Below are 13,647 nucleotides of genomic sequence, written 5' to 3' on the forward strand. Positions count from 1 at the left end.
CCCGCACCGGTGCACGACGCACCGGAGCGGCGACCGGTGAGCTGGTGTGGGCTGGCTAGCGTTCGGTGCCCGGACCTCCGGAGTCCTCCGGACCCTCGGACGGGCCGGAGGCGTCACCCTCGGACGGGCCGGAGGCGTCGTCCGAGGACGGGCCCGCGGAGCCACCGTCGCCGGACTCGCCACCCTCCTCCGGCTCCCGGGGACCCCGCTTCGGGCCCCTGCCCCGATCCCCGCCCGCCGGGCCGGGATCGCGCAGATACGGTCCTCCTGAGTCGGCGGCACCCGCCGGACCCGGACCACCGTCCCGGCGGCGCAGATAGCGCTCGAACTCCTTCGCGATGGCCTCGCCCGACGCCTCCGGCAACTCGGCCGTGTCCCGCGCCTCCTCCAGCGACTGCACGTACTCCGCGACCTCGCTGTCCTCCGCCGCGAGCTGGTCCACGCCCAGCTGCCAGGCCCGCGCGTCCTCCGGCAGCTCGCCCAGCGGGATCCGCAGACTCAGCAGATCCTCCAGCCGGTTCAGCAGCGCGAGCGTGGCCTTCGGGTTGGGCGGCTGCGAGACGTAGTGCGGCACCGCCGCCCAGAGGCTCGCCGCCGGTACCCCGGCGTGCGTGCACGCCTCCTGAAGAATCCCGACGATGCCCGTCGGGCCCTCGTACCGGGACTCCTCCAGGTTCATCGTCCGCGCGAGATCCGGATCGGAGGTCACCCCCGTCACCGGGACCGGACGGGTGTGCGGGGTGTCGCCCAGCAGCGCGCCCATCACCACCACCAGCTCGACACCCAGCTCGTGCGCGAAACCCAGCAGCTCGTTACAGAAGGAACGCCAGCGCATGCTGGGCTCCGTGCCCCGCACCAGCACCAGGTCCCGGGGCTTGCCCTTGCCGCCCGCGCTGTCCACGCGCACCACCGAGAGACGGGTGGTCGGCCAGGTGATCTTGCGTACGCCGCCGTCCAGCCAGACCTGCGGACGGTTGACCTGGAAGTCGTAGTAGTCCTCGGCGTCCAGCGCCGCGAACACCTCGCCCTTCCACTCCTGTTCGAGGTGCGCGATCGCGGAGGAGGCGGCGTCACCCGCGTCGTTCCAGCCCTCGAACGCGGCCACCATGACCGGGTCGACCAGCTCGGGAACTCCTTCGAGCTCGATCACCCAGCGCCTCCTTCCGGCCGGAGGGAGCGACCGCCCCGCGCCGGCAGACGTACCCAGTACCTGTTGCGTGCTGCCCCAGCCTACGGCGTGACGCTGCCCGCACCGCAGCCCCCGCACGCCTCCGAATCCGTCCCGGCGTACGCCTCAAGCCAGCACCGCGAACGGCCCGTTCCCCCACCGGACCGCCACCCCCGGCGCCCCGCCCCAGCCGCCGCGACCCCGGGGGCCGCACCGAGGGGCCGCGGGGGCGCGGCGGAGGACCGGGGGCGGACGGGAGACGGACGGGGAGGACCGGATCCGCGCGCCGGACGTGACCGGTCCCCGCCCCCGGGGGAGCGGGGCGGGGACCGGCGTTCCGTGGCTCAGCGCGCGGCCAGGACCTTCTCCACTCCGGCGCGCACCGCGTCGTCGTCCAGTCCACGCACGGTCAGCGTGGTGCGCCGCCGCAGCACGTCCTCCGCCGTCACGGCCCACTCGTAGTCCCGCGCGTACACCACCTGCGCCCAGATCTCCGGCCCGTCCGGGTGGATCCGCTCGCCCAGCGCCGGGTCCTCGTTCACCAGCCGCGCCACGTCGAACGCCAACGAACCGTAGTGCGTGGCCAGTTGACGGGCCGTCCCGGGATCCATCCGGACCCCCGACGTCCGGTCGGCCAGCAGCCGGTGCGCCACCGCGTTCGGGTTGGCCACACCGGGCAGCGGGGTGCGCCGCACCAGCGAGCCCACCGGCTGCATGTCCCCGGCGAGCGAGTCGCCCGGCAGTCTGGCGAGCTTGTCCAGCACCGTACGGCCGATGTGCCGGTAGGTCGTCCACTTGCCGCCGGCGACCGACAGCATCCCGCCCGGCCCCTCGTTGACCACCGTCTCCCGCTTCGCTGACGCGACGCCGCCCGGACCGCCCGGCAGCACCCGCAGCCCCGCGAAGGCGTACGTCATCAGATCCCGGGACAGCTGCTCGTCCCGGACCGAGAACGACGCCTCGTCCAGGATCTGGTCGATGTCCGCCTCGGTGGCGCGCACCTCACCCGGATCGCCCTCGTACACCTCGTCCGTGGTGCCCAGCAGCAGCTGGTCCTCCCACGGCAGCGCGAACGTGATGCGGTACTTGTCGATGGGCGTCGCCATCGCCGCCCGCCACGGCGCCCGCCGCCGCAGCACCACGTGCGCGCCCTTGGACAGCCGCACGGACGGCGCCGCGCCCGCGTCCTCCATCCGCCGCACGTGGTCGACCCACGGCCCGGTGGCGTTCAGCACGAGCCGCGCGTTCACCCCGAACTCCACGCCGTCCACGCCGTCCCGCAGCTCGGCGCCGCTGACCCGGCCCGCGGTGAAACGCAGCCCGGTCACCCGCGCGTGGTTCAGCACCGTCGCCCCGGAGGCCAGCGCCGCCCGGACCGTCATCACGGCCACCCGCGAGTCGTTCATCTGGTGATCCCCGTAGACCGCGACGGCCTTCAGGTTCTCCGTCCGCAGCCCCGGGTTCGCCGCCGCCGCCTTCGCCGGGGAGATCACCCGGCCGACGCCGTCCCCGAACGCGGAGAGCGCCGAGTACGCGAACACCCCCGCGCCCAGCTTCGTCGCCCCGTGCGGGCCGCCCCGGTAGACCGGGAGGTAGAAGGTCAGCGGGTTCACCAGGTGTGGGGCCACGTCCTTCGCCAGCACCCGGCGCTCCTGGTGGTTCTCCGCCACCAGCCGGACCGCCCCCGTCTGGAGGTAACGCAGCCCGCCGTGCACCAACTTGGACGAGGCCGACGAGGTGGCGCCGGCGAAGTCGCCGGCGTCCACCATCGCCACCCGCAACCCCGACTGCGCGGCGTGCCAGGCGACCGAGGTACCCAGGATGCCGCCGCCGACCACCAGCAGGTCGTACGTGGCGCTCGCGAGCTGCTCCCGGGTCTCGGCGCGGCTCGGGTTGCTGCCGGCGGTCGGGTGCGTCCCGAGGGTGGGGACGCCTTGCGGGGTGTTCATCTGTGTCAGTTCTCCTCTTCGAGCCAGCCCATGGTCCGCTGCACGGCCTTGAGCCAGTTCCGGTACTCGTTCTCCCGGATCTCCGGGTCCATCGTGGGCGTCCACTCCGCCGCGCGCTTCCAGTTGACCCGCAGCTCCTCGGTGTCCGACCAGAAGCCGACGGCCAGCCCGGCCGCGTAGGCCGCGCCGAGGCAGGTGGTCTCGGCCACCATCGGCCGCACCACCGGCGCGTCCAGCGCGTCCGAAATGGTCTGCATCAGCAGGTTGTTGGCGGTCATCCCGCCGTCCACCTTGAGCGCGGTCAGCTCGACGCCCGAGTCCTTCCGCATCGCGTCGACGATCTCCCGTGTCTGCCAGGCCGTCGCCTCCAGCACCGCGCGCGCCAGGTGCGCCTTGGTGACGTAGCGGGTCAGACCGGCGATCACCCCGCGCGCGTCCGAACGCCAGTAGGGGGCGAAGAGACCGGAGAACGCGGGGACGAAGTAGGCACCGCCGTTGTCCTCCACGGAGCTGGCCAGCGTCTCGATCTCGGCGGCGCTGTTGATCAGGCCCATCTGGTCCCGCATCCACTGCACCAGCGAACCGGTGACCGCGATGGAGCCCTCCAGCGCGTACACCGCCTCCTGGTCGCCGATGCGGTAACCGACCGTGGTGAGCAGCCCGTTGTACGAGTTGACCGCCTCCTGGCCGGTGTTCAGCAGCAGGAAGGTGCCGGTGCCGTAGGTGGACTTGGCCTCACCGGGCGCGAAGCAGGTCTGGCCGAACAGCGCGGCCTGCTGGTCACCCAGGGCGGACGCGACCGGCACCCCGGACAGCTCGCCGGTGGCCTCGCCGTACACCTCGGCGGAGGAGCGGATCTCCGGCAGCAGCGACATCGGCACATCCATCGACGTGCAGATCTTCTCGTCCCACTGCATCGTGTGCAGGTTCATCAGCATCGTGCGCGACGCGTTCGTCACGTCGGTGACGTGCACCCCGCCCTCGGTGCCACCGGTCAGGTTCCAGATGACCCAGGAGTCCATCGTGCCGAACATCAGCTCGCCACGCTCGGCCCGCTCCCGCACCCCGGGCACGTTGTCCAGCAGCCAGCGGATCTTCGGCCCCGCGAAGTACGAGGCCAGCGGCAGCCCCGTCTCCCGGCGGAAGCGGTCCTGACCGACGTTGCGGCCCAGCTCCCGGCAGAGCGCGTCGGTCCGGGTGTCCTGCCACACCAGCGCGTTGTGCACCGGCTCACCGGTCTTCCGGTCCCAGACCAGCGTGGTCTCCCGCTGGTTGGTGATGCCGAGCGCCTTCACGTCCCGCCTGGTGATGCCCGCCTGCCGCAGGGCCCCGGCCACCACCTGCTGGACGTTCTCCCAGATCTCCGTCGCGTCGTGCTCCACCCACCCGGGCTTCGGGAAGATCTGCCGGTGCTCCTTCTGGTCGACCGCGACGATGCGGCCGTCCTTGTCGAAGACGATGCAGCGGCTGGAGGTGGTGCCCTGGTCGATGGCCGCGATGAAGGGGCCGGCGGAGTGGCTGTCACTCATTGATGTGCTCCGATGTCGTTGTTCGGTCGGCTCAGGCGAATGCGAAGTTGTACAGACCGCCCGCTAGGGCGCCGCCCAGCAGCGGTCCGATCACCGGTACCCAGGCGTAGCTCCAGTCCGATCCGCCCTTGTTGGGCAGCGGGAGAAGGGCGTGCACGATACGCGGGCCGAGGTCGCGGGCCGGGTTGATGGCGTACCCCGTCGGGCCACCCAGCGAGAGACCGATGCCGACGACGACGAGGGCGGTGATCAGCGCGCCGATGACGCCCAGGCCGTTGCCCTCGTCGTTGAGGCCCTGGGTGAGGATCGCGATCACGAGAACGAAGGTGGCGATGGTCTCGGTGAGCACGTTCTGCGCGGCGTTCCGGATCTCCGGCGCCGTCGAGAAGATGCCGAGCACCGGACCCGGACCGCTCCCCGCGCCCGCCGGGGGCGCGGACGACTCGCCCGCCTCCGGCTCGCCGATCACCTCACGCGAGGTGAGATGCGCGTAGAACTGGCCGAAGTAGGTGAGCCACACCAGAGCCGCGCCGATCATGGCGCCGAGCATCTGTGAGGCCACGTAGAGCGGGACGTCGCCCCACTCGGTGTCGCCCTTCACCGCGAGGCCCAGGGTGACGGCCGGGTTGAGGTGCGCGCCCGACACCCCGATGGAGATGTAGGCGCCGGTGAGGACGGCCATGCCCCACCCGAAACAGATGGCGACCCAGCCCGCGGCGAACGCCTTGGATCGCCTCAGGGTGATCGCGGCGACCACGCCGCCGCCGAGGAGGATCAGCACGGCGGTGCCGACTACCTCGCCCGTGAATATGTCGGAGCTGGACACCCGTGACTCCTTTGTCCTTGTGCCAGAGACCGGTGGATACGAGAGGGGTTACAAGAGGGACTACGAGAGGGATTGCAAGAGGGGATTGACAGGAAGGCGGGAGAACGGCCTGAGCCAACTCCCGTACGACGTTCGACATTGTCGACCGTCGAACGGCAGTTTTCACTTCTGTAGAGATCCCGTCAAGTGGGTGTGACTCAGGACTCTCAGAAGTCCACTCTGCGCTCTTCCACGCCTTTTGGCGCGCTGGGTCGGACCCCCCGGTCGCACCGGTCCCGGGCGGCCCTCCCGGCGCCCGGGAGCGCCCCCCCGTCATCCCGCTGTGACCCACGGGACACGCCGGGCCGTCCGGGCGCGGTCGAGCCGCCCCGCCGGTCAGTGCCCCCGGGACGAGCCGGCGCGGGTGGTGACGCGGACGGGCGGCCGGGCCGGGCGCGCGGGCACGCGGAGGCGGGCAGGGGGCGGGGCGAAGGGGGAGGGTGCCGTGGGTGCCGCTCGGGCGCGGGGCACGCGGTCGCCGTCCGGCGGGGGAGGGGCCCGGCGGGGGAGGCGGCTCAGAAGCGGACGGCTCCCAGGTCCCGGGAGACAGCCCGGGCACAGTCCCGCACGGCGGCCACCAGCTTCGGCCGCAGCTCGCCGTCCGCGCACAGCCGCTCGACGGCTCCGGTGATCCCCACGGCGCCCACCGGCATCCGGCGGCTGTTGTAGACGGGCGCCGCGATCGAGGCCACGCCCTCCCAGGTCTCCTCGACGTCCGAGGCCCAGCCGCGCGCCCGCGTCAGGTCCAGCACCGCCTCCAGCTCCCGCCCGGAGACCACGGTGGCGTCGGTGAACGCCTCCCGCGCGGCCTCCAGCACCTCGCTGTGCGCGACCGGGTCGCAGGCCGCCAGCATCTTGCCCAGGGCCGTGCTGTGTAGCGGCTGCATCGCCCCGACCTCCAGGACCTGACGGCTGTCGTCCGGCCGGAAGACGTGGTGCACCACCAGCACGCCCTGCTGGTGCAGAACGCCCAGGTAGGCGCTCTCGCTGCTGGCCCGGGCCAGGTCGTCCGTCCAGACCAGGGCGCGGGCGCGCAGCTCGTGTACGTCCAGGTAGCTGTTGCCCAGCCGGAGGAGTTCGGCGCCCAGCTGGTACTTGCCGGTGGCCTGGTCCTGCTCGACGAAGCCCTCCTGCTGGAGGGTGCGGAGCAGTCCGTGCGCGGTGCCCTTGGCGAGATCCAGCGCGGCGGCGATCTCGGAGAGGCCGAGTCGTCGCTCGCCGCCGGCCAGCAGCCGCAGCACGGCCGCCGCTCGTTCCAGCGACTGGATGGTGCGGGCCACGGAGGGCACCTCCCTCGGCCTGGGGCCGGTGTACTCGGGGACGGGCTGACGGATGGCGGACGGCCGGACCGCCGGCCTCGCGGGCCACCACCGGCCGGTCGGCGCCGGTCGTCCGGGCCGGGTCGCCCGACCGGCGGTGACGTGCCAGGGTGGGGGGCGATCCGGCCCCCGCCGGGCCGGGCGGGTGGGGAACGGGCGGGTGGTGAGCGAGACGGTGTGGGCTGCGGAGTTGGACGCGGTGGCGGTGCGGTGACGGTGTGGTGGCGGGGACAGTGGGGGCGGCCGACCGGGGTTCGGCAATGTCGAACAATATCGCTTCATGCCGACGCCGCGATAGTCCACTTCACGTCGCGCGGAGGACGGCCGGGCGGGCGGCCCCCGGTGCTCCCCGACGGCCCACTTGTGCTCGCCGATACCCTGATCTGGTGCGCCGTCTTCATGGACCGCGCAAAGCCGACAGCCGTCGCATCCCAGGGAGCACATCCATGGCCTCGCCGAGCAGTACGTCCTCCGCCGCGTCCACCCGGGCCGACGCCCTCCGCCAGGCACTCGCCGAGCGGGTCGTCGTCGCCGACGGGGCGATGGGAACGATGATCCAGGCGCAGGACCCCAGCCTCGACGACTTCCAGCAGCTAGAGGGCTGCAACGAGATCCTCAACGTCACCCGTCCCGACATCATCCGCTCCGTGCACTCCGAGTACTTCGCCGCCGGGGTGGACTGCGTCGAGACCAACACCTTCGGCGCCAACCACGCGGCGCTGGGCGAGTACGACATCACCGACCGCATCTACGAGCTGTCCGAGAAGGGCGTCCGGATCGCCCGCGACGTCGCCGAGGAGTTCGAGGCGGGCGACGGACGGATGCGCTGGGTCCTCGGCTCCATCGGCCCCGGCACCAAGCTGCCCACCCTCGGGCACGCCCCCTACGCCACGCTGCGCGACGCCTACCAGCAGAACGCCGAGGGCATGATCGCCGGTGGTGCCGACGCGCTGCTCGTCGAGACCACCCAGGACCTCCTCCAGACCAAGGCGTCGGTGATCGGTGCCCGGCGGGCCATGGAGGCCGTCGGCGTCGACCTGCCGCTCTTCTGCTCGGTCACCGTGGAGACGACCGGCACCATGCTGCTCGGCTCGGAGATCGGCGCGGCCCTGACCGCCCTGGAGCCGCTGGGCATCGACATGATCGGGCTGAACTGCGCCACCGGCCCGGCCGAGATGAGCGAGCACCTGCGCTACCTCGCGCAGCACTCCCGCGTACCGCTGTCGTGCATGCCGAACGCGGGCCTCCCGGTGCTCGGCAAGGACGGCGCCCACTACCCGCTGACCGCCCCGGAGCTCGCCGACGCGCACGAGACCTTCGTGCGGGACTACGGCCTGTCGCTGGTCGGCGGCTGCTGCGGCACCACCCCCGAGCACCTGCGGCAGCTCGTGGAGCGGGTGCGGGGCGCCGCGCCGGGCGAGCGCGACCCGCGCCCCGAGCCGGGCGCCGCCTCGCTGTACCAGACCGTGCCCTTCCGGCAGGACACCTCGTACATGGCGATCGGCGAGCGGACGAACGCCAACGGCTCGAAGAAGTTCCGGACGGCGATGCTGGAGGGCCGCTGGGACGACTGCGTGGAGATGGCGCGTGACCAGATCCGCGAGGGCGCCCACATGCTGGACCTCTGCATCGACTACGTCGGCCGGGACGGCGTCGCGGACATGGCCGAGCTGGCCGGCCGCTTCGCCACCGCCTCCACCCTGCCGATCGTCCTGGACTCCACCGAGGTCGACGTCATCCAGGCCGGGCTGGAGAAGCTCGGCGGCCGGGCCGTCATCAACTCCGTCAACTACGAGGACGGCGACGGCCCCACCTCGCGCTTCGCCCGCGTCACCGGGCTCGCCCAGGAGCACGGCGCGGCGCTGATGGCGCTCACCATCGACGAGGAGGGCCAGGCCCGTTCCGTCGAGCACAAGGTCGCCATCGCCGAGCGCCTGATCGCCGACCTGACCGGCAACTGGGGCATCCGCGAGTCGGACATCATCATCGACTGCCTCACCTTCACCATCTGCACGGGCCAGGAGGAGTCCCGCAAGGACGGCGTCAACACCATCGAGGCCATCCGCGAGCTGAAGCGCCGCCACCCGGACGTGCAGACCACGCTGGGCCTCTCCAACATCTCCTTCGGCCTCAACCCGGCCGCCCGGGTCGTGCTCAACTCGGTCTTCCTGGACGAGTGCGTCAAGGCCGGACTCGACTCCGCGATCGTGCACGCCAGCAAGATCCTCCCGATCGCGCGGCTGGAGGAGGAGCAGGTCACCACCGCGCTGGACCTCATCTACGACCGGCGAGCCGAGGGCTACGACCCGCTGCAGAAGCTCCTCCAGCTGTTCGAGGGCGTCGACACCAAGGCGATGAAGGCGGGCCGCGCCGAGGAGCTGGCCGCGCTGCCGCTGGACGAGCGACTCCAGCGCCGCATCATCGACGGCGAGCGGAACGGCCTGGAGGCCGACCTGGAGGAGGCGCTCGGAGAGCGCAGGGCGCTGGATATCGTCAACGACACCCTGCTCGCCGGGATGAAGGTCGTCGGTGAGCTGTTCGGCTCCGGCCAGATGCAGCTGCCGTTCGTCCTCCAGTCGGCCGAGGTGATGAAGAACGCGGTCGCCTACCTGGAACCGCACATGGAGAAGTCCGACGACGAGGGCAAGGGCACCATCGTCCTCGCCACCGTGCGCGGCGACGTGCACGACATCGGCAAGAACCTCGTGGACATCATCCTCTCCAACAACGGCTACAACGTGGTCAACATCGGAATCAAGCAGCCGGTGGCGGCCATCCTCGACGCGGCCGAGGAACACAAGGCCGACGTGATCGGCATGTCCGGCCTGCTGGTGAAGTCCACGGTGATCATGAAGGAGAACCTGGACGAGCTGAACCAGCGCAAGATGGCCTCCGACTTCCCGGTGATCCTCGGCGGCGCCGCGCTCACCCGCGCCTACGTCGAACAGGACCTGCACGAGGTCTACGAGGGCGAAGTCCGGTACGCCAAGGACGCGTTCGAGGGACTGAGCCTGATGGACGCCCTGATGGACGTGAAGCGCGGCGTGCCCGGCGCGGCCCTGCCCCCGCTCAAGCAGCGCCGGGTGCCCAAGCGGGACATCGAGATCCCCGAGCCCGAGGTCAACGACGGCTCCATCCGCTCCGACGTGGCCACCGACAACCCGGTCCCCGAGCCGCCCTTCTGGGGCTCGCGGGTCGTCAAGGGCATCGGCCTGCGCGACTACGCCTCCTGGGTCGACGAGGGCGCCCTCTTCAAGGGCCAGTGGGGTCTGAAGGAGGCACGCAAGGGCGACGGGCCCAGCTACGAGGAACTGGTGGAGAGCGAGGGACGCCCCCGGCTGCGCGGCTGGCTCGACAAGCTGCACACCGACAACATGCTGGAGGCGGCGGTCGTCTACGGCTACTACCCCTGCGTCTCCAAGGGCGACGACCTGATCCTGCTCCACGAGGACGGCAGCGAGCGCACCCGGTTCACCTTCCCCCGCCAGCGGCGCGGACGGCGGCTCTGCCTCGCCGACTTCTTCCGCCCCGAGGACTCCGGCGAGACGGACGTCGTCGGCCTCCAGGTCGTGACGGTCGGCTCGCGGATCGGGGAGACCACCGCCGAGCTGTTCGCCGCCGACGCCTACCGCGACTACCTCGAACTGCACGGCCTCTCCGTGCAGTTGGCCGAGGCCCTGGCCGAGTACTGGCACGCCCGGGTCCGCTCGGAGCTGGGCTACGCCGGGGAGGACCCCACCGAGATGAGCGGCATGTTCGACCTGAAGTACCGGGGTGCCCGCTTCTCCCTGGGCTACGGCGCCTGCCCGAACCTGGAGGACCGAGCCAAGATCGCGGAGCTGCTCCAGCCCGAGCGGATCGGCGTGGAGCTGTCCGAGGAGTTCCAGCTCCACCCCGAGCAGTCCACCGACGCGATCGTGATCCACCACCCGGAGGCCAAGTACTTCAACGCTCGCTGAGCGAGCGTCGTAGACTGATCGGTCCGGTTCCGGCCGGCCGCCGCTCCCCGGAGCGGCGGCCGGCCGCGTCGTCTCCCGCCCCGGGTGGCCGACGGCACCGGCGGCAGGCCCCGGTCACCCCCGGGGCGGCGGCCCCTCCAGGGAAGGCGTACGCGGATGACCAGCACCACCCCCGCCGTGGACACCCGAACGGCCGATGGCGCGGCACTCCAGGCCGTCCTGCTGGACATGGACGGCACCCTCGTGGACACCGAGGGGTTCTGGTGGGACGCCGAGGTCGAGGTCTTCGGTCGCCTCGGGCACGCCCTGCGAGACGAGTGGCGGCACGTGGTGGTCGGCGGCCCCATGACGCGCAGCGCCGGATTCCTCATCGAGGCCACCCGCGCCGACATCGCCCTGCCCGAGCTGACGGAACTGCTGAACTCCGCCTTCGTGGAGCGACTGGAGCGCGGCGTCCCGCTGATGCCCGGCGCGCGGCGGCTGCTGCGGGAACTCACCACCCAGGAGGTGCCGACCGCCCTGGTCTCCGCCTCGCACCGGTCGGTGATCGACCGGATGCTCGGCTCCCTCGGGCACGAGCACTTCGCCCTCACCCTCGCCGGAGACGAGCTGGAGCGGACCAAACCGCACCCCGACCCCTACCTCATCGCCGCCGCCCGCCTCGGCGCCGACCCCGCGCGCTGCGCGGTGCTGGAGGACACGGCGACCGGCGTCGCCGCCGCCGAGGCCGCCGGATGCCGGGTGGTGGCCGTGCCCTCTGTCGCCCCCATCCAGCCCGCCGCGGGGCGCACCGTCGTCGGCTCGCTGGAGGACGTGAACCTCACCTTCCTCCGCTCCCTGGTCCGCGAGCCCCACCACCGCGAGGTGGCCGCGGCCACCGTGGCCGAACCGCTCCCGGGACCACTGGGGCGGGCGGGGCGAGCCGTCCGCCCGCACAGCGACGTCTGAGCGCGCCGCCCGGAGAGCACCCGGGGGCTGCCCGGCCGCGCCCCGGCCAGCCCCGGGCGGTCCCGAACGGGGTCAGACCGCGGTGGGGGAGGTCAGGAGGCGCCGGGGCGCACCAGCCCGCTCTCGTAGGCGTACACCGCGGCCTGGACCCGGTCCCGCAGGCTCAGCTTGGTGAGTACATGACCCACGTGTGTCTTGACGGTCGTCTCGCTGACGAACAGGTCCGCCGCGATCTCCGCGTTCGACAGCCCGCGCGCGACCAGCTTCAGGACCTCCACCTCACGCTCCGTCAGCTGGTCGAGCGTGTCCGGCACCGGCTCCTCGCCCGCGGGCAGCCGCCCCGCGTACTTGTCGAGCAGCCGCCGGGTGATGCTCGGCGCCAGCATCGCCTCGCCGGCGGCCACCACCCGGATCGCCTGCACCAGTTCACCGGCGGGCGCGTCCTTCAGCAGGAACCCGCTCGCCCCGGCCCGCAGCGCCTCCACCACGTACTCGTCCAGATCGAAGGTGGTCAGCACCAGCACCTTCGCGGGACCGTCCTTCTCCGGGCCGGTGATTCTGCGGGTGGCCTCGACGCCGTCCATCCGGGGCATCCGGATGTCCATCAGCACCACGTCCGGCTGGAGGGCGCGCACCTGGTCCAGCGCCTGCAACCCGTCTCCCGCCTCACCGACGACCGCGATGTCCTGCTCCGCCTCCAGGATCATCCGGAAGCCGGTGCGCAACAGCGGCTGGTCGTCCACCAGCAGGACACGAATCGCCACGGGAACTCCTTGGAGGCAGGCGGCAGGCCGCCCCCATTCTCGCCTAGGCCGAGCCCGGACCGCCGTCCGCCCCTGTGTTCCCCTCCGCCCCGGTGCTCTCCTCGCCGTCCCCCGCTGGGCGGGGCGCGGGGAGAGTCGGCTGGATGGTCAGCGGATACGGCGGGGGAGTACCCCCGAACTCCGGGCAGCGCTCCCGGTGGTCACACCATCCGCACAGCTTGCTGCGCCGCGGACGCCAGTCGCCGGTCTCCGTCGCCCGGCGGATCGCGTCCCACAGCGCCAGCAACTTCCGCTCCACGGCGCGGAGATCGTTCTCGTCCGGGTCGTAGGTCAGGACGTCCCCACTGCCCAGGAAGACCAGCTGAAGCCTGCGCGGCACCACACCGCGCAGCCGCCACAGCACCAGCGCGTAGAACCGCATCTGGAACAGCACGCCGTCCGCGTACTCCGGGGCCGGGGCCTTGCCGGTCTTGTAGTCGACCAGGCGGACCTCCCCGGTCGGCGCGACGTCCACCCGATCGATGATCCCGCGCAGCCGCAGGCCCGAGTCGAGGGTGGCCTCCACGAACATCTCGCGCTCCGCCGGCTCCAGCCGGGTCGGGTCCTCCAGCGAGAACCACCGCTCCACCAGCGCCTCCGCCTCGGCCAGCCACGCGGCCAGCTCGGTCCCCCCGGCGGTTCCGACGCTGCCAGTGGGCCCGGTGCTCTCGGCGTTCTCGGGGCTCTCGGCGGCCTCGTCCTCCGCCGCCGTCTCGGTGAACAGCGTGGCCAGTTCCGGCCGTTTGGCCAGCAGCCTCCGCCACTCCGGGGCCACCATGGAGCGGGCGCGCGGCACATCCCGCTGTTCGGCCGGGGCGTCGAAGACGCGTTCCAGCACGGCGTGCACGACGGTGCCCCGCGTCGCCGCCGCTGAGGGCTTCTCCGGCAGTTTGTCGATCACACGGAAGCGGTACAGCAGCGGGCACTGCATGAAATCGCTCGCCCGGGAGGGCGAGAGTGAGCGCGGCGGAGTGGCGGCCCTGGGTCTCATGGTGGAAGACCCTACGGGCCACCACCGACACCGGACACATACCATCGACGGCGGACGCCCTCGCACGCACATCGTGCGGCCCGCGGGCGTCGGGTGCGAGAGCGGCAACAGAGGGG

9 protein-coding genes are annotated in these 13,647 nt (G+C 72.1%); 2 read left to right on the plus strand and 7 right to left on the minus strand.

Features of this window, described 5'->3' with window-relative positions; translation table 11 throughout:
* Nucleotides 1-55: 55 nt before the first annotated feature.
* From E0L36_RS07125 to E0L36_RS07145, 5 genes are all read right to left on the minus strand, one after another.
* The gene (locus E0L36_RS07125) at nucleotides 56-1,150 is read right to left on the minus strand and encodes a PAC2 family protein (protein ID WP_180927956.1); all 1,095 of its coding nucleotides are present in this window, start codon (nucleotides 1,148-1,150) and stop codon (nucleotides 56-58) included.
* A gap of 362 nt (nucleotides 1,151-1,512) precedes the next feature.
* Entirely contained in the window at nucleotides 1,513-3,117 is a 1,605-nt protein-coding gene (locus E0L36_RS07130; RefSeq protein WP_180927957.1) for a glycerol-3-phosphate dehydrogenase/oxidase, read from the minus strand.
* Between the two features lie 5 nt (nucleotides 3,118-3,122).
* Nucleotides 3,123-4,646, minus strand: a complete 1,524-nt coding sequence (gene glpK / locus E0L36_RS07135; protein ID WP_180927958.1) for a glycerol kinase GlpK — start codon at nucleotides 4,644-4,646, stop codon at nucleotides 3,123-3,125.
* A 31-nt stretch (nucleotides 4,647-4,677) separates the two neighbouring features.
* Nucleotides 4,678-5,472, minus strand: coding sequence for an MIP/aquaporin family protein (locus tag E0L36_RS07140; protein WP_180927959.1), 795 nt, complete (start codon nucleotides 5,470-5,472; stop codon nucleotides 4,678-4,680).
* A gap of 554 nt (nucleotides 5,473-6,026) precedes the next feature.
* The gene (locus tag E0L36_RS07145; RefSeq protein WP_180927960.1) at nucleotides 6,027-6,791 is read right to left on the minus strand and encodes an IclR family transcriptional regulator; all 765 of its coding nucleotides are present in this window, start codon (nucleotides 6,789-6,791) and stop codon (nucleotides 6,027-6,029) included.
* Nucleotides 6,792-7,276: 485 nt separating this feature from the next.
* Here E0L36_RS07145 and metH point away from each other — a divergent pair, with 485 nt between their 5' ends.
* Both metH and E0L36_RS07155 read left to right on the plus strand, forming a co-directional pair.
* Complete coding sequence (gene metH, locus E0L36_RS07150) at nucleotides 7,277-10,789, plus strand: methionine synthase (RefSeq protein ID WP_180927961.1); 3,513 nt, start codon at nucleotides 7,277-7,279, stop codon at nucleotides 10,787-10,789.
* Nucleotides 10,790-10,945: 156 nt separating this feature from the next.
* Nucleotides 10,946-11,737, plus strand: a complete 792-nt coding sequence (locus tag E0L36_RS07155; RefSeq protein WP_180927962.1) for an HAD family phosphatase — start codon at nucleotides 10,946-10,948, stop codon at nucleotides 11,735-11,737.
* Between the two features lie 92 nt (nucleotides 11,738-11,829).
* Here E0L36_RS07155 and E0L36_RS07160 read toward each other — a convergent pair whose 3' ends face one another.
* Complete coding sequence (locus E0L36_RS07160; RefSeq protein WP_180927963.1) at nucleotides 11,830-12,501, minus strand: response regulator transcription factor; 672 nt, start codon at nucleotides 12,499-12,501, stop codon at nucleotides 11,830-11,832.
* Between the two features lie 43 nt (nucleotides 12,502-12,544).
* Complete coding sequence (locus E0L36_RS07165; protein ID WP_180927964.1) at nucleotides 12,545-13,531, minus strand: PD-(D/E)XK nuclease family protein; 987 nt, start codon at nucleotides 13,529-13,531, stop codon at nucleotides 12,545-12,547.
* Between the last annotated feature and the right edge of the window lie 116 nt (nucleotides 13,532-13,647).

The sequence above is a fragment of the Streptomyces sp. AJS327 genome, assembly GCF_013450295.1.
Classification (GTDB): Bacteria; Actinomycetota; Actinomycetes; order Streptomycetales; family Streptomycetaceae; genus Streptomyces.